We start from the raw sequence: 24,733 nt of genomic DNA, 5'->3' as shown, positions 1-24,733 counted from the left end.
TAAATTGCGCGCTGTGCTTGCTCATAAAAAACACCCCAAGTCGTTGGACGGTTGTCCAACTTTTGGGGTGCAGTTCAATCCAGGGACCGGGGTTTTTTATCGCCTGTCGATCCTGAAATCGATCTCCGATGGCCGCCCTTCCAGCGCCAGCGACGCGCGAACGGCAGGGCTTCGGCTGATCACCTTGCCTCGTCGCACGACGGCCGTGCGCGCCGCCCGCAGGCGTATCGCTTCGATAGGATCGCGCGCGTCGAGCACGACGCAATCCGCGTTGCATCCGGTTTCGATGCCGTAACCTTCCAGCCCGAGAATGCGCGCGGGATGCTTCGTCACCGCATCGAAGCAGGCGCGCATCGCATCGACGCCGGTCATCTGCGCGACGTGCAGACCCATGTGCGCGACTTCGAGCATGTCGCCGGAGCCGAGGCTGTACCACGGGTCCATCACGCAGTCATGGCCGAACGCGACCGTGATGCCGCCCGCCATCAGTTCGGGCACGCGCGTCATGCCCCGTCGCTTCGGATACGTATCCGAGCGCCCTTGCAGCGTGATGTTGATGAGCGGATTTGCGATCGCCGCGACGCCCGCCTCGCGCATCAACGGAATGAGCTTGCTGACGTAGTAGTTGTCCATCGAATGCATCGACGTGAGATGCGAGCCGGTCACGCGGCCGTGCAGTCCGAGCCGATGCGTTTGCGCCGCCAGCGTTTCGATGTGGCGCGACATCGGATCGTCGGATTCGTCGCAGTGCATGTCGACGCGCAAGCCCTGCTCCGCCGCGTATTCGCACAGGAGCTTCACCGATGCCGCGCCGTCGGCCATCGTGCGCTCGAAGTGCGGAATGCCGCCGACGACATCGACGCCCATCGCGATCGCGCGCTTCAGGTTGTCGAACGCGCCCGCGCTGCGCAATACGCCGTCTTGCGGAAACGCGACGAGTTGCAGATCGAGATACGGTTTCACGCGACGCTTGACTTCGACGAGCGCTTCCACGGCCAGGAGGCGCGGATCGCAGACATCGACGTGAGAACGGATCGCGAGCAGCCCGCGCGCCACGGCCCAGTCGCAGTACTGCAACGCGCGCTCGACGAGCGCTTCCTGCGTGAGCTCGGGCTTCAGCTCGCCCCACAGCGCAATGCCTTCGAGCAGGGTGCCCGACGCATTCACGCGCGGCAATCCATAGGAAAGCGTCGCGTCCATGTGGAAGTGCGCATCGACGAAAGGCGCGGTGACGAGCGAGCCGTTCGCATCGATTTCCTCTCGCGCGGTGGCCGCCAGATGCGGCTCGATCGCGGCAATACGCCCCGCTTCCATGCCGATATCGTTAAGCCCGCGCGAGTTCGCGAGCGATGCGCGGCGAATGATCAAATCCATGTGCGAAACCTCCGTCAGGCCGTTCGTCCGATGTGTTCGTCCGATTGTATCGGGACAGAAAAGCCGTGCGCGTTCGATTCAGCGCATCACGCGATGGCGTCCGACCACAGCGAAACTGAGCGACAGCGAACCGCGCGGCATGGCGCGTTCCGGTTCGATCGCGAGCGGATAGGCGTTGCCCTGGCGCGCGAGCGGTTCATAAAGATCAGGACGGCGCGCGGCCAGCGCCTTGCGCCCTGCACTCGCCTCGGCCAACGATGGCCGCACGTCCGCGACGACGAGATGGTCATTGCCCGACGCACGACGAGCGAGCACGCGGCCGTCCGGGCCGGCGATCAGCGCCTCGTCGCCCGACGTGTGGCTGCACGCGATGAACATGCCGTTGTCGGCGGCGCGCGCGGCGAGCATCCCGCGATGCGTTCGATCGCCGCGCATCGGTGCGATGAGAAGCGTCGCGCCAAGGAGCGCGGTCATTCGCACGTTTTCGACGACGTCGTTGTCATCGCCGATCAGAATGCCGATGCGTGCGCAGAAGGGCGCATCGAACACGGTGAAGCGCTCACCGCTATGCAACCCGCGATGCGACGCATGCAGCTTGCGATGGCGCACGTGCGCGCCGCCCGGAAAGAGCATCGCATAGCTGTCGTAAAGGCGCCCGTCTTCGGTGCGCTCGATCCAGCCGACGCCCGCCGCGACGCCGGTATCGTCGACGGCGGCGGCGATCGCGCGGATCGAAGGGCCATCGAACGATTCGGCACGCGATGCGTCGTCCGGTACGCCGATGCTCAATTGCGGGAACACCACCAGCTGTACCTTCTGAAATGCGGCGTCGGCGATCAGCGCACGATGGCGCGCGGCATCGCCATGCTGTGAATCGAGCGCAGTCACGGCGATGCGAAACGAAGTGGCATCCAAGCGAGGCTCCGGAACAATCGAGTAGATGGCCTCATTGAACCGCTCGCACATCGATAAGTAAAATGAATGTTTCGATCGATTCGATCGCCAGAAGGAATCGAATATCCGATGGAACTGAAACTCCTGCGCGCCTTCCTCACCATCGCCGAACTGCGCCATTTCGGCCGCGCTGCCGAAGCCCTGCACCTCAGCCAGCCCGCGCTCAGCAAGCAGGTCGCCGCGCTCGAAGCGAGCCTCGGCGCGCGTCTGTTCGAACGCGGGCGCCACGGCGCGGATCTGACGGCGTTCGGCGCCGGCTTCATCGCCGATGCGCAAGCGCTGGTGCGCGATGCCGACGCCGTGCTCGTGCGCGCACGCGAAGCCGCGAGCGGTGCGCGCGGGTTTCTGCGCGTCGGCTTGTGCCTGTCGACGCTTACGCATGTGCCGAAGCTGATCGCGGAGTTCGGCGCGCTCAATCCGGGCGTGAGCATCACGCTGCACGATCTTTCGTCCCACGAGCAGACGCGCCGCATCCTCGCGAACAAGCTCGATGTGGGATTCATGCGCATGCCCGCTAACGCCGGGCTTTCGGGCTTCACCGTACTCGATGAAACGCTCGCGCTCGCCGTGCCCGAGCACACGCGCTACAAACGTCTGCCCATGGACCTGAACGAACTGAACGAGCCGGGATTCATCGCGCTATCGCGAACGCGCGGGCCGGGTCTCGCCGCGCAGATCGATCGCTGGCGCGCCGGGCACGGCTTCGTGCCGCGCGTGATTCAGGAAGCGGACGACATTCAATCCGTCCTCGCATCCGTGGCGGGCGGCGTGGGCGCCGCGTTCCTGCCATCGCGTGCGCGATACCTGCTGCGCGATGCACGCGTGCTGACCTTGCGCGATCAGGCCGCGCGATGGCGCGTCGGCCTTGCATGGCAGGCCGAACGCGACGATACCGTCACGCACGGCTTCGTCGCGTTCATGAAAGCGCGCGTGAAGACATTGAAGGCGACCGCTACGCTCGACGCCTGAGCTTCGCGAGAAGCATCGCTTTGACGCCGGGCCATTCGTCGTCGATGATCGAAAAGCGCACCGAGTTGCGCTTGCGGCCATCGGGCATGATGCGCTCGTGCCGCACGATGCCTTCCTGTTTCGCGCCAATGCCGAGTATCGCCGCCCGCGATGTCTCGTTGAGCTCGTCGGTGGAGAATTGCACGCGCACGCAGTTCATCGCTTCGAACGCGTGCGCGAGCAGCAGATATTTCGCTTCCGTGTTGATGCCGGTGCGCTGCGTCGATGCCGCGAGCCACGTATGGCCGATTTCGAGCTTGCGGTTCGCGCGATCGATCTTCCAGTAACGCGTGCTCCCGAGGACGCGCCCGCCATCGGCCTGCACGATTACGAAGGGCATCACCGTGCCGGCATCGCGACCCGCGAGCGCGGTGTCGAGGTAGCGGTCGATCGTGTCCTCATTCGGCACGACCGTCACGTTCAGATTCCAGAGCTCGCCATCGGCGGCGGCATCGAGCAAGGCGGCACGGTCATCGCGTTGCAGCGGGCGAAGCTGCACGCGTTGCCCGTTCAGGGTCGGTTGGCTCATCGACTGTCGGCAGGTTTGCGTTGAGACGACATCATAATTCGCCGCGCTATCCGATGCCCGCGAGCCGATATCCGACGCCCGTCTCCGTCACGATATGCACGGGCTGCGCGGGGTCGCGCTCGAGCTTCTGCCGCAAATGCCCCATGTAGACGCGCAGGTAATGCGCGTTCCCGACGTGTTCCGGTCCCCACACTTCGCGCAACAACTGCCGATGCGTGAGCACGCAGCCCGCGTGACGCATCAGCACAGTCAGGAGCCTGTATTCGATCGGCGTGAGGCGCACCGGCTGCCCTTCCCGCGTCACGAGCCGCTTGCCCAGATCGACGGCGATATCGCCGAAGCGAATCATCGGCGTCTCGTCCTGCGCCTGCGCGTTGCGCCGCAACTGCGCACGCATGCGCGCGAGCAGTTCGGGCACGCCGAAGGGCTTGGTCAGATAGTCGTCGGCGCCCGCATCGAGCGCGGCGACTTTCGTTTGCTCGCTCGTGCGCGCCGAGAGCACGATCACCGGCGTGCGCGTCCAGCCGCGCAGCTCGCGGATCACGTCGATGCCGTCCGCGTCCGGCAAGCCGAGATCGATCACGATCAGATCGGGCTTGCGCGTCGCGGCTTCGCGCAGGCCGGCCGCGGCCGTATCGGCTTCGATCGCCGTCATGCCGTGCGCATGCAGCGTCGCGCGCACGAAGCGGCGAATCTGCGGATCGTCCTCGATGACGACGACCGATACGGCCGCATCAGGCATCGCCCGCTCCCGGCGTCGCCGCCTTCGATTCGATATCTTCATCGGGCGGCACGTCTTCCGGCGGCGCATCGTCGGCCGGCAGCGTGAACCAGAAGCGCGCGCCCTGTATGCGTCCGTTCGCGTCCTCACGATTTCCCGCCCCGATCTGCCCGCCATGCGCCTCGACGATCGCGCGGCAGATCGCGAGACCGAGCCCGATGCCCGGCTGCGCCGATTCCTTCTCGCCGCGCGTGAACTTGTCGAAGAGACGGGTCTGCATGCCGGACGGCACCCCCGGGCCTTCATCGTCGATGCACACCCGCACGAAGCGCGCATCGCCGTCGTGCTCCAGCGCGGCGCTGATGTGTATCGGTGTCCCCGGCGGCGTGTACTTCGCGGCGTTTTCCAGCAGATTCGCGAAGAGACGCTCCATCAGCACCGCGTCGAGCTGCAGAAGCGGCAGATCGGCGGGCACGCGCACTTGCACGGCGCGTCTTGCGAGCACGCGGCGCGAGGTCGCGAGCGCCGCGCCCACGGTCTCCTCGAGCATCGACCATTGGCGGTTCAGGCGAATCGCGCCCGCTTGCAGGCGCGCCATGTCGAGCAGATTCGTCACGAGCCCGCTCATGCGCAGCGCTTCCTCGTGGATCGCGTGCACGAGTTCCTGCGCCTCATCCGCGCCGCCTCCGGCTTCGCGCGCCCGTTCCTCCAGCACCGAAGCGAAGCCGACGATCGAGGTGAGCGGCGTGCGCAGATCGTGCGAGATCGCGGACAGGAGCGAGTTGCGCAAGCGCTCCGATTCCATGTTGACGAGCGCGTCCTGCGCGATCTCGACGTAATGCACACGCTCCAGCGCGAGCGCGATCTGCGACGCGAACGTCTCGATCATGCGGCGCTGCTCGGGCACCGCGAGTTCGGCCTCGCGCTCGGTCGCAAGCGCGAGCACGCCGCGCGTGCGCATCGGCGCTTTCAGCGGCAGATAGAGCGCCTGACTCGCGGGCAAGGTTTCGGTGCCGCGGCCCGCGGGCTTCTGCTGGTCGTAGACCCATTGCGCGATGTCGAGATCGAGACGCGCGGCGTCGAGCGTTACATCCGGATTCGGCTCGCCCACTTTCTGCCGCACTTTTTCGGCGGCGTCGGGCAACAGCATCGCGACCTTCGACTGAAACACCTCCGCGACGTGACGCGTGCCGATTTCGATGATCTGCTCGGTCATCAATGCGGCGCCGAGTTCCCTGGTCATCGCGTACATTGCGCCGGTGCGGCGTTCGCGCTGCGACGCGATGCGCGCCTCGCGCCGCAGGCTCGACGTCAGATGGCTGATCGTGAGCGAGGTCAGCAGCATCACGATGAAGGTCAGCAGATACTGCGTGTCCGTCACGGAGAAAGACAGCTCGGGCGGCACGAAGAAAAAATCGAACGCGGCGACGGAAAGGAACGACAGCATCACGCCCGGCCCGCGCCCGAGGCGCACCGCTGCGAAGATCACGCCGAGCAGGTACAGCATCACGAGATTCGTGAGCGCGAACCGATGCGCGGCCAGCATGTCGGCGACGAGCGTGATGGCGCCGCCGATCGCGAGCGCGACGACATAGGCGCGCGGCGGCGAGTGCGCGCCGTCGCGCCAGATGCCGAACGCCTGCGCGAGCGTGCGGCGTCGCTCGTCGCGGGCGCCGGTCGAAACGAGCGTCACGTCGATATCCGAGCCCTGCCGGATGATGCGCTCGCTGACCGGCCGCGCGAACACGCGCCGCCATCCTTCACTCGCCGATGCGCCCGCGACGAGCTTCGACACGTTGCGCATGTGCGCATAGTCGATGAGCGTCGCGGCGGCATCGGCGCCGTCGAGCGTCACCGTTTCCGCGCCGAGTTCGGAGGCGAGCTTGAGCGCATCGAGCGTGCGGCGGCGGATGTCGTCGGACAGGCGTTGCAGCTTCGGCGTTTCGACGTAGACGGCGAGCCAGTCGGCCTTGAGCGCAGCGGCGAGCCGCGCCGCCGCGCGCACGAGCGTCGCGCTTTCCGGTCCCGGCCCGACGCACGCGATGAGCCGCTCGCGCGCGCGCCAGATGCGTTCGATCGACTGATCGGCGCGATATTCGCGCATCTGCGCATCGACGCGGTCCGCCGTGCGGCGCAACGCGAGCTCGCGCAGCGCGATCAGGTTGCCTTTGCGAAAGAAGTTGCGCACCGCGTGCTCGGCTTGCTGCGGCAGATAGACCTTGCCTTCGCGCAGACGGTCGAGCAGTTCTTCGGGCGGAAGATCGACGAGCGTGACTTCATCGGCGAGATCGAAGATGCGGTCGGGCACGGTCTCCCAGACGCGAATGCCGGTGATGCGGCCCACGATGTCGTTCAGGCTTTCGAGGTGCTGGACGTTGACGGTCGTGTAGACGTCGATGCCCGCGTCGAGCAGTTCCTGCACGTCCTGCCAGCGCTTCATGTGGCGCGAGCCTTGCACGTTCGAATGTGCGAGTTCGTCGACGAGGATGAGTTGGGGCTTTCTTGCCAGGGCTGCGTCGAGGTCGAATTCGGCGAGCAGACGGCCGCGGTACTCGATGCGCGCAGGCGGGAATGTTTCGAGCCCTTCGAGCAGGGCGAGGGTTTCCTTGCGGCCATGCGTTTCGACCACGCCGACGACGACTTCCACGTTCTCGTCGCGGCGGCGGCGCGCGGCCTGGAGCATCGCGAAGGTTTTGCCTACGCCGGCTGAGGCGCCGAAGAAGATCTTCAGCCTTCCGCGCTGGCGTTTTTCTTCGTCGCGGTGGAGTTTGTCGAGGAGTTCGTCGGGGGTTGGGCGGGGCATGGTTCTGGTTTTTTGCTTCGCTTTGCTTTGGTTTGCTTCGGTTTGCTCGGGCTTCTATGGAATCCTGTGTTCGTGTCGGTCGATTGGCTCTGCCCCTGTGCGGGGCGGCAGTCACTTTCTTTGCTGCTGCAAAGAAAGTAACCAAAGAAAGCAGCTCGAGACGCCCGCGGTCACACGCAGTTTGGCCATGCTTGCCAGCCCATCGTGGGCTGCCTAAGTGTCTCCCTCATAGGCCCAACCGGGCTTGGCTCGCGCACGGTCTGTCGCCTCGCACCGCTTCACTCACTGGCTCAGCGCCAAATGGCTCCAGCCCGCTTCGCGGCCGACCGGTCAATCGGGTTTGCCGAACCTTCTTTACTAACGCCTCCATCTCACTGCAAGTCAGACCGATGTTGTCCCTTGCATACCCTGCGGCAGCGCGTAGCGCTGTGCCGGCGCCATTTTGTGCTGAACCAGCGCGCTTGAACAACTAGCTTGTCAGACCGTGTGCGATCCAAGCCCGATTAGTCTTGTGAGGGCGACACTTAGGCAGCCCACGATCGCCTGGCAAGCATGGCCAAACTGCGTGTGACCGCGGGCCTAACAAGCTGCTTTCTTTGGTTACTTTCTTTGCAGCAGCAAAGAAAGTGACTGCCGCCCCGCACAGGGGCAGTGCTAATAAACCAAAAACAAAACGGGATCCGGCAAAAAAAAACCCCTACCGCCCCACGTGCTTCTCATCCAAATCAAGATTCAATTTAAGCACATTCACCCTGGGCTCTCCGAGCAAACCAAACTGCCGCCCGCTCGTGGCCCGAGCGACAATCGCCTCGACCTCCGCCACCGACATCCCGCGCTCCTTCGCAACGCGAGGAACCTGATAAGCCGCGGCAGCAGGACTGATATCCGGATCGAGCCCGCTCCCCGACGAAGTCACGAGATCGACAGGCACGGCAGCCCGATTGCCCGGATCGAGCTCATGCAACGCGGCGATCCGCGCCTTGACCTCATCGGCGAGCGCGGGATTCGTCGGCCCGAGATTCGAGCCGCCGGAATTCCCGGCGTTATACGGATTCGGCGTCGTCGCCGACAAACGGCCCCAGAAATACCCAGGCGCATCGAACTGCTGTCCGATGATCGCCGAGCCGATCACCTTGCCATCGCGCTCGATCAGACTGCCATTGGCCTGATGCGAAAACGCCGCCTGTCCGATCGCGGTCACGACCGCCGGATACACCACGCCCGTCACGACGCTCAACGCGACGAACAACACCAGCATGGGACGCAAAAAGCTCTTCATGATGTACATGCCTCGATAAAAGATGCGGTCAACTCCAGCCCAGCGCGGCGATCGTCATATCGATCAGCTTGATGAACGGAAACGGCAACAGAATTCCGCCTAGGCCGTAGATCAGCAGGTTCCGTCGCAACAACGAAGCCGCACCGAGCGCGCGATACTTCACGCCCTTGAGCGCCAGCGGAATCAGAAACACGATGATCAGCGCGTTGAAGATCACCGCCGACAAGATCGCCGACGCAGGCGAAGCCAGATGCATGACATCCAGCACGCGCAACTGCGGATACGTCGTCGCGAACGCGGCCGGGATGATCGCGAAGTACTTGGCGACATCATTCGCGATGGAAAACGTCGTCAGCGAGCCGCGCGTCATCAGCATCTGCTTACCGATCTCGACGATCTCGATCAGCTTCGTCGGATTCGAATCGAGGTCGACCATGTTGCCCGCTTCCTTCGCGGCCTGCGTGCCGGTGTTCATCGCCACCGCGACGTCGGCCTGCGCGAGCGCGGGCGCGTCGTTGGTGCCGTCGCCGGTCATCGCGACGAGCCGCCCCTGCGCCTGATGTTCGCGGATCGTCGTGAGCTTGGCCTCGGGCGTCGCCTCGGCCAGGAAGTCGTCGACGCCCGCTTCCGCCGCGATCGCCGCGGCCGTCAGGCGGTTGTCGCCCGTCACCATCACCGTCTTGATGCCCATCTTGCGCAGCTCCGCGAACCGCTCGCGAATCCCGCCCTTCACGATGTCCTTCAACTCGATCACGCCGAGCGCACGCGTCGTATCGTTCACGCGCTCGGCGACCACGAGCGGCGTGCTGCCGCGACGCGCGATCTCGTCGACGGCGTTCTGCACGTCCTGCGCAAAGCGCCCGCCGTGCTCTTCGACGTACTTCTTCACCGCATCGGCCGCGCCCTTGCGGATCTCGCGATTCTGAAGATCGACGCCGCTCATGCGCGTCTGCGCCGTGAACGCGAGGAACGTCGCGTGCAGTGTCGCCATGTCGCGCTCGCGGATATTGAAGCGCTGCTTCGCCAGCACGACGATGCTGCGGCCTTCCGGCGTTTCATCGGCGAGCGATGCGAGTTGCGCCGCATCGGCGAGATCGCGCTCGGCGATGCCTGGCGCCGCGACGAACGTCGATGCCTGGCGATTGCCGAGCGTGATCGTGCCGGTCTTGTCGAGCAACAGCACGTCGACGTCGCCCGCCGCCTCGACCGCGCGGCCCGACGTGGCGATCACGTTCGCCTGCATCATGCGGCTCATGCCCGCGACGCCGATCGCCGAAAGCAGCCCGCCGATCGTCGTCGGAATCAGACACACGAGCAGCGCGACGAGCGCGGTGATCGTCACGACGTGGCCCTGCTTCGCCGCTTCCACGGAGAACAGCGAGAACGGCAGCAGCGTGGCCGTGGCGAAGAGCAGCACGAGCGTCAACGCGACGAGCAGGATCGTCAGCGCGATTTCGTTCGGCGTCTTCTGACGCTTGGCGCCCTCCACCATCGCGATCATGCGATCCAGAAACGCCTCGCCCGGATTCACCGACACACGCACGACGATCCAGTCCGAGAGCACGCGCGTGCCCCCCGTCACCGACGAGAAGTCGCCGCCCGACTCGCGGATCACCGGCGCCGATTCGCCCGTGATCGCCGATTCGTCGACGGATGCGACGCCTTCGATCACTTCGCCATCGGCGGGAATCACATCGCCCGCTTCGACGAGGACGACATCGCCTTTACGCAGATCGGTCGACGTCGTGATGCGGATCGGCGACTTCGGATGCGGCTCGTTGAGCTTCTTCGCCATCACGTTGTGCTTCGCGCTGCGCAACGACGCGGCCTGCGCCTTCGAGCGCCCTTCCGCGAGCGCTTCGGCGAAGTTCGCGAAGAGCACGGTGAACCAGAGCCACAGTGCGATCGCGAGAATGAAACCGGCAGGCGCTTCGGCCTGGCCGGCGAGCGCGGCAATGAAGAGGACCGTCGTCAGGATGCTGCCGACGTAGACGCAGAACATCACCGGATTGCGCAATTGCGTGCGCGGCCCGAGCTTCCTGAACGCATCGACGATCGCGGGCTTCACGAGCGCCGGGTCGAACATCGAGCGCGCCGCCGTGCGTGCCTGCCCGAGATTCTCCGGGCGATGCAGCGGAGGTTGATTGGATTGAGTCATGCTGTTCCCGAATTCAGTGGCCTGTGATCATGGTGAGATGCTCGACGATGGGACCGAGCGCGAGCGCCGGCACATACGTGAGCGCGCCGACGAGCAGCAGCGTGCCGAGCAGCAGCACCACGAAGAGCGGACCGTGCGTCGGCAGCGTGCCGGCGGTCACGGCAAGACGTTTCTTCGCCGCGAGCGAGCCCGCGATGGCGAGCACGGGCACGATCGAGCCGAAGCGGCCGAACCACATCGCGATGGCGAGCATCGAGTTATAGAACGGCGTGTTCACCGAAAGGCCCGCGAACGCGCTGCCGTTGTTGTTGGCGGCGGAGCTGAACGCATAGAGGATTTCGGAGAAGCCATGCGCGCCGGGATTCGCGATACCCGCGGTGCCCGACGCCGTGAGCACGGCGATCGACGTGCCCACGAGCACGATCAGCGGTGTGAGCAGGATCGCGATCGACACCATCTTCATCTCGAACGACTCGATCTTCTTGCCGACGTATTCCGGCGTGCGTCCGATCATCAGCCCCGCGACGAAAACCGCGAGCAGCGCGAAGACAAGCATGCCGTAGAGCCCAGAGCCGACGCCGCCGAAGATCACTTCGCCGAGCTGGATCAGCAGCATCGGCACGAGGCCGCCCAATGGCGTCAGTGAATCGTGCATGTTCGCAACCGCGCCGCACGACGCCGCCGTGGTCGCGACCGTGAAGATGCCCGATTGCGCAATGCCGAAGCGCGTTTCCTTGCCTTCCATGTTGCCGCCCGCCTGCGATGCGAAGGCGCGCGTATCGACGTGCAACGACGCGTAGAGCGGATTGCCCGCCTGCTCCGCCGAAATCTCGCCGACGCACGCGGCCGCGAACGCGATGGTCATCGCGGCGAGCACGGCATAGCCTTGCCGGCCGTCGCCGACCGTGCGGCCGAACACGACGCACAGCGCCGCCGGGATGATCAGCATCGCGAGCATCTGCATGAAGTTCGAGAATGGCGTCGGGTTCTCGTACGGATGCGCGGAGTTGGCGTTGAAGAAGCCGCCGCCGTTGGTGCCGAGCATCTTGATCGCTTCCTGCGACGCGACCGGGCCCATCGGCAACGTCTGCTTGTCGGCCGTGAGCGTTTGCGTGACGGACTTGCCCTGCGCGTCAGTCGATTGCATCTGATAACGCGTGACCTGAAGCGTCGGCACGTCCTGAGACGCCTTGAAGTTCTGGATCGCGCCCTGGCTCACGAAGACGAGCGCGAAGACGACGGCGAGCGGCGCGAGGATGTACAGCGTCGTGCGCGTGAGATCCACCCAGAAGTTGCCGATGGTCTGCGCCGAGTGCCGCTTGAAGCCGCGAATCAGCGCGACGACGACCGCGATGCCCGTCGCCGCCGACAGGAAGTTCTGCACGGTAAGGCCGAACATCTGCGCGAGATAGCCGAGCGTGCTTTCGCCGCCGTAGTCCTGCCAGTTCGTGTTGGTCACGAAGCTGACGGCGGTGTTGAACGCGGCATCGGGCGTCATGCCGCTCATGGATTGCGGATTGAGCGGCAGCATGCCTTGCAGGCGCAGCAACGCGTACAACACGAGCGCGCCGAGGACATTGAAGAGCAGCACGGCAAGCGCGTAATGCTTCCATGACATCTCGGCATCGGGGTCGACGCCGGCGATGCGGTAGAGCATCGATTCGAGCGGGCGGCCGATTCTGCGCACGACGATCGACGTGCCGTCGAGCACGCCCGCCATGTAACGCCCGAGCGGAATCGCGAGCGCGATGAGTACGACGATGAAGATCGCCGTCTGCACGAAGGTATTGGCGTTCATTCGAGATCCTCCGCACGCAGGAGCGCGTACACGAGGTACACGAGAAGCAGCAGCGTCGAGGCTGCCGCGAGCCACATCATCCAGGCGTTCATGAGCGGCCTCCGGGCACGCGGCGGTGCAATCGCTCGCAGCCGCCCGCGAGCGCCACGCATAGTCCCCAAAAAAGGACGATGCCGGCGAGGTAAAGCAGGTCCATGTCGTGTTCTCCCCTTGTGTGGTTCAGGACAGGGTCGAGATTAAGGAAATGGACGTAAAGGGCGCGACAAAGGTGGGAATCGGGGCGTAAAAATCGCGTAAACAGGCTGTCGTCACGACACAAAGGCCGCGCGCACGCATCGCGCCGCAGTAGATGCCGGGCACGATCCAGCCGCTGGGAAGCGCGCCGAAAAGGTCCGGTCGATTGCCGCGTGGAACGTCTCGGATCTGATCGATGACTTCAAAGACAAGACGCTGAAAGCGCCTCTCGCTGACGGGACGATCTATTACCGAAAGTGGGATCTGGAAAACGTGCTTCGCCCGAAGCTCGGCTCGATGGAAGTTCGCAAGGTCACGCCGGCTGACATCATGCACATGCTGGAACGCAGCAAGCGATCGTGGACCGTCTGCAAACGCATCCTCACGACATCGACGCAACTGTTTGCGCACGCCTCACGGAAGCGGATGATCGACGTCAATCCGTGCGTCGGCATCACGCAGAAGTCGATCATGGGCCCGCGTCCGCCGGTCAGATCACGCGTCATGCTATCCGAGGACGAGTTGCGTAAGTTGCTCGGCGAGATCGACGAGACCATCGGCCGCGAGCACGGCCTTGCTCTTCGTGTACTGCTTGCGAAATGCGTGCGCACGGTCGAGCTGGCCTACACTGCGCCCACGTTTCTCGGCTACCTCGGTCTCGTATATCTCGTGTCCTGGCTGTCGTATCGATACATCGAGTTTGGGGCGGTCAAGGAGTGGAGGGCTCTGCTGCCATCAACGCGAAAGGTCGATGCGGCCGTTGCTGCACCAGCCGACTAGTCGTCGCCCGAGGCTGCATCGCCTGCCGCAGGACGGCCGGAAGACGGTCGTAACCTCAAAAGAAAAAGCCACCCGAAGGTGGCTTGGTGTGACCGGTCTGCACCTGCTTGCCGCCTCGCGGGCGGCTGGTTTGTCACTGGTAAAATGCGCGCTCTAAAACAGGGGGAGCAGTGGCAAAGCGCAGAGTGGATTGGATCGACGCGGCTAAGGGAATCGGCATTTTCTTTGTGGTTCTCGGGCACAGCCCGCTCTCCTACGAGAGTCGAGCGTTCGTGTACGCGTTCCACATGCCGTTGTTCTTCTTTCTTTCAGGGTTTCTCGTCGCCAATGCAAATTCGCTTTCAATGGCTGACAAGGCCAAGTCATTGCTGATTCCCTACTTGCTGTTGTGCCTCATACAGCTTGCGATTTTCACGTCTTACGAAAAGGCGCTCATCGACGACCCGACGACGACTGCGCAGGCGATATGGGGTTTTCTGTACTCGTCTGCCCCGGCGCTGAAAATCGACAAACCGTACTGGTTCCTGCCGTGCCTGTTCGTGACCTTCGCGTATTTCAAGCTTCTCACAAGACTAAGGACTACCCGGGCATTAGCAGTAGCAGTCGTTTTTCTTTCGATCGTCGCCTACGAATACAGCTCAATCGCAAGGTCAATGCACCTGCCTAGGTGGCCCTGGAGTTCCGATACAGCATTGATGGCTGTTTGCTTCATGATTGCTGGCTACCTATGCCGGCCGCTGTCGCCCGTTGTCGAGAGTTTGCGAAGACGCACTTCGTTTTGTATCGCAGCGCTCTTATTCTTCGCGGTATGGGTCGTGGTGCAGTTCAATAGCCGAAGCGACATGCTCGGACTCGGCTACGGGCGACACCTGTACCTCTATGCTGCCGGATCAGCCGCAGGCATTGTTGCCTGCATCTCGCTGGCGCAAGCGCTGTCGCGCGTCCGAGTATTGAAGCGGCTAGGCGAGAACAGCCTCACGCTTTTCATGTTCCAAGGCAACGTTTTAATACTTATCAACGTTGTCATCGGACAGTTGAACAATGCGCAGATCACTGATTGGCATGTCCAGGACACACTCAAGTGGGGAGTGATCTACGCCCTGGTCGCGATCGTTGCGTTGATGCCGTTCTGTTGGCTTGTCAACAGGTACGCCCCCTGGTTGGTGAGGGGCATACCTCGATCGGCCCCGTAGCGCTGCATCCGTGGCCCGCGCTCGGGCACCCACAGGAATTGACGTGCCCGGGAGACCCAAGCAGGTCGCCGTGACTGTGGTCGGCAGCGCCGGGTGACGCTCGATGAAGTAGATGCGCCCGATCCCGTCCTGGAACCGGCCGGCCGATGTGTCGGGATCGACGCCGTTCACGACCTCGAGGATGTCGTCGTTTTTTGCGCCGACGATCGCTGCTGTGCTCGAGGCAAGCTGGCCCTGCGATGTGCTCAGATTAGGCGTGCCGTCGGCGTTCGTCGTGCCAATCGAAGTGAGCGCGGATAGAATGGCTGGCGCCCTCGCCCCCGCCCGATCGCCCACCAAGGCCCGGGGGGTAGCCAAGTGAATAGCTAGACCCGCGCCCAAGCGCCCGCCCTCCTCAAAGCCTTACTGACAAAGCGTCTCTGAATCTCGTGAAAATCGCCACCTGGAACGTCAACTCCCTCAAAGTCCGCCAGCAACACGTCATCGACTGGCTCGCGCTCTCGGGCGTCGACGTGTTGTGCCTTCAGGAACTGAAGATGCCCGACGAGAAATTCCCTCGCGCCGAGCTCGAAGCCGCCGGCTACAAGAGCTGGTTCGCGGGACAGAAGACGTACAACGGCGTCGGCATTCTGGTGCGAGCGGACGCGGGCTTCGAAGTGGATGAAATCAGCGTGGTGCGCAATATCCCCGGTTTCGAGGACTTGCAGCAACGGGTGATCGCCGCGACGATCGACGGCGTGCGCATCGTCTCGGCCTATTTCCCGAACGGTCAGGCGCCCGGCTCCGAGAAGTTCGCCTACAAGATGCGCTGGCTGAATGCGCTGCGTGAATGGCTGCGCGAGGATATGGCGCGTCACCCGCAGCTTGCGCTACTGGGCGATTACAACATCGCGCCGGAAGACCGCGATGTGCACGATCCGAAGGCCTGGGAAGGACAGAATCTCGTCTCGCCCGAAGAGCGCGCGCACTTCGCGCAGCTCGTCGAGCTCGGCCTGACCGATGCCTTCCGCAAGTTCGAGCAGCCCGAGAAGCTCTTTACGTGGTGGGACTACCGGATGATGGCGTTCCGCCGCAACGCGGGGCTGCGCATCGATCACATTTTGTTGTCGGAACAGCTCGCGGCGCGCTGCACGTCATGTGAAGTGGATAAGGTGCCGCGCAAGTGGGATCAGCCGTCCGACCACGCGCCCGTGATCGCGACGATCGACTGATCCCTGTTCAAGCGCCGCTCACGCGTCGAGATGCAGTTCCTGAATCTTGCGCGTGATCGTATTGCGGCCGATGCCCAGCCGCTCCGCCGCCTCGACCTTGCGCCCGCGCGTGAAATCCAGCGCCTCGCGGATCACCGCGGCTTCGAAGCGGCGCGCGAGTTCATCCATCACGTCGGCGGAATTTTCGCGCAACAGGCGCGCGACTTCGGTGCGCAAGCCGTTCTCCCACACACTCGTCGCGACGCCCGCGACCGTCGGCGCCGACGCGATCGCGCCGTTCGGCGCAGCAGGCGCCGGCGCCACCGCGCCATCGGAAGAAACGGCAATGACCTCCGGCGCATAATCTTGCCGCGGCGTGAGATCGGGCGGCAGATCCTTCTGCTCGATCACCTGCGCGGGCGCCATCACCGTGAGCCAGTTGCAGAGGTTCTCGAGCTGACGCACGTTGCCGGGAAACGGCAGCGACGCGAGATACGCGAGCGCCGCATCCGACACACGCTTGGGCTCGACGCCGAGATCCCGCGCACTCTTTTGCAGGAAATGGCGCGTGAGCAGCGGAATATCCTCGCTGCGCTCGCGCAGTGCCGGCAGACGCAGGCGAATCACGTTCAGGCGGTGATACAAGTCCTCGCGGAACAAGCCCTGCCGCACGCGCGCATCGAGATTCTGGTGCGTCGCCGCGATCACCCGCACGTTCGCCTTCAGCGGATTGTGGCCGCCCACCCGATAGAACTGTCCGTCCGACAGCACGCGCAACAGGCGCGTCTGAAGGTCGAACGGCATGTCGCCGATTTCATCCAGAAAGAGCGTGCCGTTCTCGGCCTGCTCGAAGCGGCCCTGGCGCATCGCCTGCGCGCCGGTGAATGCGCCGCGCTCGTGGCCGAACAGTTCGGACTCCAGCAGATCCTTCGGAATCGCCGCCGTGTTCAGTGCGATGAACGGTCCGTTCGCGCGTGGGCTATGTCGGTGCAAAGCGCGCGCGACAAGCTCCTTTCCGGTGCCTGATTCGCCCGTGATGAGCACGGTCGCCGCCGAATGCGACAAGCGGCCGATCGCGCGGAACATATCCTGCATCGCGGGCGCCTGGCCGAGCATCTCGGGCGTTTCCGTCACCCGCTCGTCGACGGCCGCCTCGCCGCGCATGCTTTCGTCGACGGCGCGGCGGATCAGCTCGACGGCCTTGTCGACATCGAAGGGCTTGGCGAGATATTCGAACGCGCCGCCCTGGAATGCGGCCACGGCGCTATCCAGATCCGAGAACGCCGTCATGATGATGACGGGCAGACCCGGCAGGCGGTCGCGCACGGTCTGCAGCAGCTCCAGCCCGGAGCCGCCCGGCATGCGGATGTCGGAGACGAGCACTTGCGGGCTTTCTCCTTCGAGCGCGGCGAGCGCATCGCGCACACCGGAGAAACTGCGCGTCGTGAAGTTTTCTCGGGCCAGCGCCTTTTCCAGCACCCAGCGGATGGATTGGTCGTCGTCTACTATCCAGATCGGCTTCATATCGTTCGGCGAGAAGTCTTCGTATGGTTCGGTGTGAGCCCGTCGAAACGGTCAGGCTTCGATGCCTGATGTGTCACGTGCTTCGCGTGACGTCGCTGGTCGATCGTGATCAATTCTCAAACGGCAACAAGATGGCGAATTCGGTGCAACCCGGCCGGCTCTCGACTTCGATCAAGCCATCGTGCTGATGCACGAACGACTGCGCGAGCGTGAGACCGAGTCCGCTGCCGTCTTCCCTGCCCGATACGAGCGGGAAGAAGATCCGGTCGCGGATTTCGCTGGGGATGCCGGGACCGTTGTCAGTGATATGCAAGTCCAATGCCAGTTTGTGCAGCTTTTTGCCGATCGTCACCTTGCGCGCGATACGCGTGCGCAGTTCGATCCGCGCATCGCCCTGAGAAATGCGCTCCTTCAGCGCTTCGGCTGCGTTGCGCACGACGTTGAGGAGCGCCTGAATCAGTTGCTCCTTGTCGCCGCGCAGGTCGGGCACGCTCACGTCGTAGTCGCGCTCGATCGTGAGGCCGCGCGGGAACTCCGCGAGGATCACGGCCCGCACGCGCTCGCATACTTCGTGGATGTTCACATCGCCGACGATATGCGGATGCCGGTGCGGCTCCAGCAAGCGATCGACGAGCGTCTGCAGGCGATCCGACTCCTTGATGATGACCTGCGTGTACTCGCGCAGTTCGTCGCGTTCGCGTGCGCCGAGCTCGAACTCCAGCAACTGCGCGGCGCCCCGGATGCCGCCGAGCGGGTTCTTGATCTCGTGCGCGAGATTGCGGATCAGCTGCTTGTTGACGGCAGTGAGATCGTGGATGCGCTCTTCGCGATCGGTGCGCAGATGGCGCTCGTTCTCGAAGAGTTCGAGCAGCACGTACTCCGACGCCGCTTCGAGATAGCCGACAATGGCGTGCACATGCACCGGCTCGCGGCTTTGACGTTCGAGCACCGCGTCGAGCCGCGTCGCGTTGAAGCGGTTCTCCGCGATCGACGCGATCGTGGTCGCCAGCTCGTCCGCATTCGCGAACAGCTCGGGCCAGTTCATCTGCGTCAGTTGCTTGCGCGACATCTCCAGCATCGCTTCGGCCGACGGGTTCGCGTACGCGATCCTGAGATTGCGCATGTCCAGAACGAGCACGTTCGTGGGCAGCGCCTCGAATCCCGGAAGCAGTCCGCTTGCCGCCAGTTGCGAGTCGTCCGTCAGCGCATCCGCGTGGCCCTTGCGCGCCTTGATCAGGTTCTTTAACACCATCGTGCAATGGTTGAGGTCGTTCGTGACACCGATCTTCTTCTCGATCTATGACATTGCGGCGATTAAAAAAGGGACGGCGCGCCGTCCCTTTTTTTCACTGCATCGCATGCGTCGCGCGCTTCGCCGGACTGCTCGCTTCGAAGCGCGCTCGGGCCATGCCGCTTACAGCGAGTAGTACATCTCGAACTCGATCGGATGCACCGCCTGACGATAACGCTGCAGCTCGTTCGTCTTCAGTTCGATGTATGCGTCGAGCATCGAATCCGTGAACACGCCGCCGCGCGTCAGGAACTCGCGGTCCGCGTCGAGCGCGTCGAGTGCCTGATCGAGGCCCGCGCACACGGTCGGGATCTTCTTGTCTTCTTCCGGCGGCAGGTCGTACAGATTCTTGTCCGCGGCTTCGCCCGGATGAATCTTGTTCTGCACGCCGTCGAGACCCGCCATCATCAGCGCGGAGAAGCACAGGTACGGGTTCGCCAGCGGATCCGGGAAGCGCGTTTCGATGCGGCGGCCCTTCGGGTTGCTCACGTGCGGAATACGGATCGATGCCGAACGGTTGCGAGCCGAGTAAGCCAGCTTCACGGGCGCTTCGAAGTGCGGCACGAGACGCTTGTACGAGTTCGTACCCGGGTTCGTGATCGCGTTCAGCGCGCGCGCATGCTTGATGATGCCGCCGATGTAGAACAGCGCGAATTCCGACAGGCCTGCGTAGCCGTTGCCCGCGAACAGGTTCTGGCCGTCCTTCCAGATCGACTGGTGAACGTGCATGCCCGAACCGTTGTCGCCGACGATCGGCTTCGGCATGAAAGTCGCCGTCTTGCCGTACGTGTGCGCCACGTTATGGATGATGTACTTCATCTGCTGCAGCCAGTCCGCGCGCTGAACCAGCGTCGAGAACTTGGTGCCGATTTCGTTCTGGCCCTGGCCCGCCACTTCGTGGTGATGCACTTCGACCGGAATGCCGATCTGCTCGAGCAGCAGACACATTTCCGAGCGGATGTCCTGGAACGTGTCGACCGGTGCGACCGGGAAGTAGCCGCCCTTCGTGCCCGGACGGTGGCCGGTGTTGCCGCCTTCGAATTCCTTCGCCGACGACCACGGCGCTTCTTCCGAGCCGATCTTCACGAACGTGCCCGACTGGTCAGTGTTCCACTGCACCGAGTCGAAAATGAAGAATTCCGGCTCCGGACCGAAGAAGGCGGTGTCGCCCAGGCCCGAGCTCTTGAGATAGGCTTCCGCGCGTCGTGCGAGCGAACGCGGGTCGCGCTCGTAGCCCTTGCCGTCGGCGGGCTCGACCACGTCGCAGGTCAGGACCAGCGTGGACTCTTCATAGAACGGGTCGATGAACGCGGTGTCCGCATCCGGCACGAGCAGCATGTCCGACGCTTCGATACCCTTCCAGCCGGCGATGGACGAACCGTCGAAAGCGTGGCCGCTTTCAAATTTGTCTTCGTCGAATGCCGAGACCGGCACGGAAACGTGTTGTTCTTTGCCGCGCGTGTCGGTGAAGCGGAAGTCGACGAACTTGACGTCCTCGTCCTTGACGAGTTGCATGACGTCGGCCACGGATTTACTCATTACCTATCTCCTGATTAACAAAAGTCGGCGAATCGCTTCGCCGCCCCGACCAATCCTGTACATCAATTCAATCGAGGTTGGAAAAGCAGCTTCCGTGCCAAGCGCACCATCTCTGCGCTAAGCGCTTGAAGCAGCGTGCGTTTTGTGTGAAACGACTTCATTTCCTGCGACGGCCATTAATGCGCTGTCAAGCCGTCTGCACCTTTTCGGTGCGTCCGAGTTTGCTCAGTATTATCGGAGCACCTTTTGGGTGCGTCGCGCCTGACGTGCACCACTTTCGCACATCAGGCACTAAGGCTTTGCCCGCGCTCGGTGGTCCCCGCGTGCCGCGCTAGAATAATTCTTTGCGCTTAACGGAGACTGATGCGCCATGAGCACACTCGAACAACTCTATAGCCAGGCCGGAAAACGCGCCGCCGAGAACAACCTGACCTACGCAGGCGCCTTCTCGCCCGTCGAAGCTTTCGAACTGCTGCAACTCGACCCACGCGCGCGCCTCGTCGACGTGCGCACGCGTGCCGAACTGGATTGGGTCGGCCGCCCGGCCATCGATGGCGCGCAGTACGCGCACATCGAGTGGATTCGTTACCCCGGCTCGGTGCCGAACGCCGAGTTTATCGAACAATTGAGACAAGTCGCCACCCCGGATACGCCTGTCGTGTTTTTGTGCCGCAGCGCCGCGCGTTCGAAGCTGGCGGCAGTCGCGGCGCAGAAAGCGGGATATGCGCAAGCGTATGACCTGCTCGAAGGATTCGAAGGCGACAAGGATGGGCAAGGGCATCGGAAAACGGTGTCGGGATGGTGTTTCCGCAAGCTGCCGTGGATCGGGGCTTGAGCGGCTTGCTCAGTCCCGCGCGTCGAGCAGTGTCCGCACGCGCCTGACGCTCGCTTCATCCACAGGCGCGAGCCCCTTTCCATCGACACGCACACCCGAGCCGAAGTGCACCGCGCGCACGCCCGTCGATGCGACGAAAGGCGCAGCCGCATCGACGGTCAGTCCGGCGCCCGCGAGCACCGTGCAGCGCTCTCCCGCCGCCCTTTCGACGAGCTTCGCGATCACCGTCTGCGCGTCCAGCACCGACGGCTTGCCGCCCGACGTCAACACGTTCGTCACGGCATCGAATGTCAGCAGCGTATCGAACGCGGCGAAGAGATCGCGAGCTTCGTCGAACGCGCGGTGAAAAGTGAGCTGTAAGCCATCCGCCGCTTCGATCACGCGCGCGAGGCCGTCGTTATCGACATCGCCATTCGCGTTCAGCATGCCCACGACGATCGCATTCGCCCGCGTCTTCGCCACTGCACGCACGTCGCGGATGATGACCGCGTAGTCGTCGGCGTCGTAGACGAACGAGCGACTATGCGGCCGCACGATTACATTCACCGGAATGCCGACCGCGTCGATCACCGCTTCGATCAGCCCGATGCTCGGCGTCAATCCGCCCTCGCCCATCGCGGTGACAAGCTCCAGCCGGTTCGCGCCGCCGCGTTCCGCCGCGCGCGCATCGGCGACCGTGGTCGCGATGACTTCAAGCAACGTCACTTCGCTTCCTCCGGCGGCACTTCCACGACCTCGCCGCCCAGCGCGATCACGCCTTCACGCAGCACCTCGAACGCCGCGTTCGCCTGCTCGGGGTCGCCCTTGACGCCCAGGTCGATATGCGAGCGCGCGTAAAGAGCGCCGCGCGCCGCATCGCCGACGCTCGGCAGGCTGAATGCGCGCACGCCGTCGAAATCGCGCTCGATCGTGACCATCAGCGGCGTGATGCGCGATTCCGGCAGGCCGAAGACGAGCAGCGAGCGCTCGACATGCGGCGTCGCGTGATGCAGATGCGCGTACTTCGTGTCGAGCACCCATTCGATCATCGGCCAGGCCATCACCGGAAAGCCCGGCACGAAGTGATGATCGCCGACTGAGAAGCCGGGAATCTTGTTGTAGCTGTTCGGAATGATCTCCGCGCCCTGCGGAAACGTCCCCATGTTCAGCCGATGCAGGTTCTCCGGCGACTGCAGATCGACCGGCTTGTCACCCGCCTGCGCCGCCTGCGCTGCCGTTTCCCGAATGCGCGCGCGGATCAGCTCCGCCGCTTCCGGATGCAAGGCGAGCGGCACGCCCAGCGCTTTCGCGGCGCACTGGCGCGTGTGATCGTCCGGTGTCGCGCCGATGCCGCCCGTCGAAAAAACGATATCGCCGGACGCGAAGGTCCGCGCGAGCGTCGCGGTGATGCGCGCGGGATCGTCGCCGACGTATTCGGCCCAGTCGAGCGACAGGCCGCGCGCACTCAGCAATTCGATGATTTTCGGCAGATGCTTGTCGGTGCGGCGGCCGGACAAGATCTCGTCGCCGATGATGATGACGCCAATGCCCATGTGTGCCCCTTTGTTCTTACAGTGAAACGTCGCGGGATTCGACCGTGATCGCCGGATAACCCGGCTCGTTCGCCCGCAGGCGCTCGAGCGCGTGCAGACAGTAATGCGCGAACCACAGCGCGGAAAACACGAGGATGAAGGCATACGCCCAGATCGTCACGGCGGCGACGACCGGAAAGAGCGGCAAGAGCCACACGGACCACGCCCAGAGCATCGTCGGTACGGAACTCAGAAGGCCGCTCACGATGCCGATGGCGAGCAGGGGCCACCGCGCATCGCGCACGATCGCGCGGCGCTCTTCCGCGCTGGCATGCAGCGCGAGCGCGTCGTAAGTCATCACGCGATAGGTCAGCCAGCCCCACATAAGCGGCGGAATCAACGCGAAGAACGGCGGAATCAGCCACAAGGGCAGCGTGACGACCAGCAACACGAGACACACGAGCGTCGTCAGCACCGAGTGGCCGAGACTGCCGTACCACGTGCCGCCGCGCCGTTCTTCGAGCGACGAATAATGCCCTTTCGGCCGTCGCGTGAGCAGCTTGACGACGCCGGGCATCGACAGCGTCGCGATCAGCAGCAGCACCGTGACGACGATGAGCGGCACCGTCATGATGACCACGAGGAATGGCGCGATCACCGCGTGCAGCGACGAGAAGCCGACGGTATCGAAGAGGCGGTACATCGCGGACGTGAGCGCCCAGCCGTCGAGCCAGCTGTTCGCGGCGCCGGTGAGCGTCTGCCAGAAAAACCAGAGGAGCGCGCCCCACACCACGGTGGCAACGCCGAAAGGCATCAGCGTCAGCCAGAGCATGCGCGGATGAAAGACGTTCGCAAGCGCGCGCACGAACGAACGCAGCAGGTCACTCATGCGTGATTCGAAGAAGGAAAAAGAGGAACCGACAGGATAAACCAGCGCCGCACGCGGGCGCTGGTCTCGACGGAAAGTTCAGACCGCCGCCGAGTTGTCGGACGCGGACGCGCCCGCGCGCCGCGCCGAAAGGCGCGCGGCGATGCGTTTGAACGCGAGCCAGTGCTGCTCGATGAAACCGTCGCCGTAGTGCACGGGCTTCACGCCCGGGGCGCCGAGCTGGTCGCGTATGCCGGTCGGCTCGACGGTGCGGTTGAACGATGCCGAGCGGAACAGGATGTCCCAGAACGAGAACAGCACGCCGAAGTTGCAGCCGTAGGTCGTCCCTTCGTGACCGAAGCCGATTGCGTGATGGCGGCGATGGAACGCCGGACTCACGACGATGCGGTCGAAGAGCCACCCGAAGTGCAGCCGGATGTTCGCGTGCTGCACGCTCTGCATGAAATTCGTAATGGCGACGAGCACAACGAACTGCGACGGCTCCACGCCGATCACGAGCGCGACACAGGCGAAGAAGCTCGCCTGCAAAACATCGTCGAGCAGATGGTTGCGATCGTCCGTCCAGAGCGACATCTTCTGCTGGCTGTGATGCACCGCATGCAGTTCCCACCAGATGCCGAAGCGATGCTCCAGGCGGTGATACCAGTAGCCGGCGAAATCGAGGATCAGCAGATAGATGAAAAACGTGACGAGCGGCTGCGTCGTGACGCCGGGCCACAGGTTGTCGATCTCGAGGTTCGGCACGTCATGGATGCGCAGCCAGCTCTGCATCGAATCGAAGAGCGGCTGGAACGTGAAAAAGAAAAACAGATTGAGAATGCCGAGCTTGACGATCCACGTATAGAGCACGTCCACACGCACGCCCTTTCGGTCTTTCCATTCCTCGGCGGGGCGGAACGCTTCGAGCGGGCGCAGGATCGCGTACATCGCGAGCACTTCGAGGACCCCGACAATCACCCAGTAGAGCGCGTCGTAGGTGTCCTCGTCGTAGTCCATCATGCCGATCTTGAACAGCGCCGGCTGCACGACATCGACATAGAGAAGCGTCTGCAGCCAGGAAACGAGACCGTCCAGCGACGAAAGAATGGAATGAAACATGGTGCTCCGTGGTGCTTGGGCCGTC

The 24,733-nt window shown here is 63.8% G+C and carries 23 protein-coding genes; 6 read left to right on the top strand and 17 right to left on the bottom strand.

Going from position 1 to position 24,733, the window contains the following annotated elements:
- Positions 1 to 96: 96 nt before the first annotated feature.
- Positions 97 to 1,374: an amidohydrolase family protein gene (locus NCT32_RS04815; RefSeq protein WP_061119862.1), complete on the bottom strand. Its 1,278-nt coding sequence runs from the start codon at positions 1,372 to 1,374 to the stop codon at positions 97 to 99.
- 78 nt (positions 1,375 to 1,452) lie between these two features.
- Positions 1,453 to 2,289: a nitrilase-related carbon-nitrogen hydrolase gene (locus NCT32_RS04810; RefSeq protein WP_061119944.1), complete on the bottom strand. Its 837-nt coding sequence runs from the start codon at positions 2,287 to 2,289 to the stop codon at positions 1,453 to 1,455.
- A 108-nt stretch (positions 2,290 to 2,397) separates the two neighbouring features.
- Here NCT32_RS04810 and NCT32_RS04805 point away from each other — a divergent pair, with 108 nt between their 5' ends.
- On the top strand, positions 2,398 to 3,297 hold the full coding sequence (locus NCT32_RS04805; RefSeq protein WP_061119863.1) for a LysR family transcriptional regulator: 900 nt from the start codon (positions 2,398 to 2,400) through the stop codon (positions 3,295 to 3,297).
- Here the strand turns inward: NCT32_RS04805 and NCT32_RS04800 are convergent.
- From NCT32_RS04800 to NCT32_RS04765, 8 genes are all read right to left on the bottom strand, one after another.
- Positions 3,281 to 3,865, bottom strand: a complete 585-nt coding sequence (locus NCT32_RS04800) for a GNAT family N-acetyltransferase (protein ID WP_061119864.1) — start codon at positions 3,863 to 3,865, stop codon at positions 3,281 to 3,283. The genes NCT32_RS04805 and NCT32_RS04800 overlap by 17 nt on opposite strands.
- Positions 3,866 to 3,911: 46 nt before the next feature.
- Positions 3,912 to 4,607 (bottom strand): two-component system response regulator KdpE, encoded by a 696-nt coding sequence (gene kdpE / locus NCT32_RS04795; protein ID WP_061119865.1) that lies wholly within the window; start codon positions 4,605 to 4,607, stop codon positions 3,912 to 3,914.
- The gene (locus tag NCT32_RS04790) at positions 4,600 to 7,389 is read right to left on the bottom strand and encodes a sensor histidine kinase KdpD (RefSeq protein ID WP_061119866.1); all 2,790 of its coding nucleotides are present in this window, start codon (positions 7,387 to 7,389) and stop codon (positions 4,600 to 4,602) included. The genes kdpE and NCT32_RS04790 overlap by 8 nt, the downstream gene beginning before the upstream one ends.
- Positions 7,390 to 8,086: 697 nt before the next feature.
- Positions 8,087 to 8,668: a potassium-transporting ATPase subunit KdpC gene (gene kdpC, locus NCT32_RS04785; RefSeq protein ID WP_061119945.1), complete on the bottom strand. Its 582-nt coding sequence runs from the start codon at positions 8,666 to 8,668 to the stop codon at positions 8,087 to 8,089.
- 28 nt (positions 8,669 to 8,696) lie between these two features.
- Positions 8,697 to 10,754 carry a potassium-transporting ATPase subunit KdpB gene (gene kdpB / locus NCT32_RS04780; RefSeq protein ID WP_061119946.1) on the bottom strand — a complete coding sequence of 686 codons (2,058 nt, stop codon included), beginning with the start codon at positions 10,752 to 10,754 and terminating at the stop codon, positions 8,697 to 8,699.
- Between the two features lie 85 nt (positions 10,755 to 10,839).
- Positions 10,840 to 12,624 (bottom strand): potassium-transporting ATPase subunit KdpA, encoded by a 1,785-nt coding sequence (gene kdpA / locus NCT32_RS04775; protein ID WP_061119867.1) that lies wholly within the window; start codon positions 12,622 to 12,624, stop codon positions 10,840 to 10,842.
- The gene (gene kdpF, locus NCT32_RS04770; RefSeq protein WP_040049727.1) at positions 12,621 to 12,716 is read right to left on the bottom strand and encodes a K(+)-transporting ATPase subunit F; all 96 of its coding nucleotides are present in this window, start codon (positions 12,714 to 12,716) and stop codon (positions 12,621 to 12,623) included. The genes kdpA and kdpF overlap by 4 nt, the downstream gene beginning before the upstream one ends.
- A 127-nt stretch (positions 12,717 to 12,843) precedes the next feature.
- A complete protein-coding gene (locus NCT32_RS04765) occupies positions 12,844 to 13,269 on the bottom strand; it encodes a hypothetical protein (RefSeq protein WP_143756377.1) in 426 nt (141 codons plus the stop codon).
- Here NCT32_RS04765 and NCT32_RS04760 point away from each other — a divergent pair.
- The 3 genes from NCT32_RS04760 to xth all read left to right on the top strand — a co-directional run bounded on the left by NCT32_RS04760 (position 13,156) and on the right by xth (position 16,042).
- A complete protein-coding gene (locus NCT32_RS04760; protein WP_061119868.1) occupies positions 13,156 to 13,638 on the top strand; it encodes a hypothetical protein in 483 nt (160 codons plus the stop codon). The two genes, NCT32_RS04765 and NCT32_RS04760, sit on opposite strands and share 114 nt — an antisense overlap.
- A 170-nt stretch (positions 13,639 to 13,808) precedes the next feature.
- Complete coding sequence (locus NCT32_RS04755) at positions 13,809 to 14,831, top strand: acyltransferase family protein (RefSeq protein ID WP_061119869.1); 1,023 nt, start codon at positions 13,809 to 13,811, stop codon at positions 14,829 to 14,831.
- Between the two features lie 428 nt (positions 14,832 to 15,259).
- Positions 15,260 to 16,042 carry an exodeoxyribonuclease III gene (gene xth / locus NCT32_RS04750; RefSeq protein ID WP_061119871.1) on the top strand — a complete coding sequence of 261 codons (783 nt, stop codon included), beginning with the start codon at positions 15,260 to 15,262 and terminating at the stop codon, positions 16,040 to 16,042.
- 18 nt (positions 16,043 to 16,060) lie between these two features.
- Here the strand turns inward: xth and ntrC are convergent, their stop codons facing one another.
- Positions 16,061 to 17,545, bottom strand: coding sequence for a nitrogen regulation protein NR(I) (ntrC, locus tag NCT32_RS04745; protein ID WP_061119872.1), 1,485 nt, complete (start codon positions 17,543 to 17,545; stop codon positions 16,061 to 16,063).
- Between the two features lie 109 nt (positions 17,546 to 17,654).
- Positions 17,655 to 18,797: a nitrogen regulation protein NR(II) gene (glnL, locus tag NCT32_RS04740; protein ID WP_061119873.1), complete on the bottom strand. Its 1,143-nt coding sequence runs from the start codon at positions 18,795 to 18,797 to the stop codon at positions 17,655 to 17,657.
- Positions 18,798 to 18,819: 22 nt separating this feature from the next.
- On the opposite strand from glnL, the gene NCT32_RS04735 reads away from it, so the two are divergent.
- The gene (locus NCT32_RS04735) at positions 18,820 to 18,972 is read left to right on the top strand and encodes a hypothetical protein (RefSeq protein ID WP_250476510.1); all 153 of its coding nucleotides are present in this window, start codon (positions 18,820 to 18,822) and stop codon (positions 18,970 to 18,972) included.
- Here NCT32_RS04735 and glnA read toward each other — a convergent pair.
- Positions 18,960 to 20,375 (bottom strand): type I glutamate--ammonia ligase, encoded by a 1,416-nt coding sequence (gene glnA / locus NCT32_RS04730; protein WP_061119874.1) that lies wholly within the window; start codon positions 20,373 to 20,375, stop codon positions 18,960 to 18,962. The two genes, NCT32_RS04735 and glnA, sit on opposite strands and share 13 nt — an antisense overlap.
- A 370-nt stretch (positions 20,376 to 20,745) precedes the next feature.
- On the opposite strand from glnA, the gene NCT32_RS04725 reads away from it, so the two are divergent.
- On the top strand, positions 20,746 to 21,210 hold the full coding sequence (locus NCT32_RS04725; RefSeq protein WP_250476509.1) for a rhodanese-like domain-containing protein: 465 nt from the start codon (positions 20,746 to 20,748) through the stop codon (positions 21,208 to 21,210).
- Between the two features lie 9 nt (positions 21,211 to 21,219).
- Here NCT32_RS04725 and NCT32_RS04720 read toward each other — a convergent pair whose 3' ends face one another.
- The 4 genes from NCT32_RS04720 to NCT32_RS04705 form a co-directional block, all read right to left on the bottom strand.
- Entirely contained in the window at positions 21,220 to 21,915 is a 696-nt protein-coding gene (locus NCT32_RS04720) for a copper homeostasis protein CutC (RefSeq protein WP_061119876.1), read from the bottom strand.
- The gene (locus tag NCT32_RS04715; protein ID WP_061119877.1) at positions 21,912 to 22,742 is read right to left on the bottom strand and encodes a molybdopterin-binding protein; all 831 of its coding nucleotides are present in this window, start codon (positions 22,740 to 22,742) and stop codon (positions 21,912 to 21,914) included. Before NCT32_RS04715 ends, NCT32_RS04720 begins: the two co-directional genes overlap by 4 nt.
- 16 nt (positions 22,743 to 22,758) lie before the next feature.
- Positions 22,759 to 23,610 (bottom strand): EI24 domain-containing protein, encoded by an 852-nt coding sequence (locus NCT32_RS04710; protein ID WP_061119878.1) that lies wholly within the window; start codon positions 23,608 to 23,610, stop codon positions 22,759 to 22,761.
- Between the two features lie 78 nt (positions 23,611 to 23,688).
- A complete protein-coding gene (locus NCT32_RS04705; protein ID WP_061119879.1) occupies positions 23,689 to 24,708 on the bottom strand; it encodes a sterol desaturase family protein in 1,020 nt (339 codons plus the stop codon).
- Positions 24,709 to 24,733 lie beyond the last annotated feature (25 nt).

Source organism: Caballeronia sp. INML2 (genome assembly GCF_023631365.1).
Classification (GTDB): Bacteria; Pseudomonadota; Gammaproteobacteria; order Burkholderiales; family Burkholderiaceae; genus Caballeronia; species Caballeronia turbans.
The sequence above is the reverse complement of the archived record's forward strand: the minus strand, read 5'-3'. Positions and strand labels throughout refer to the sequence as shown.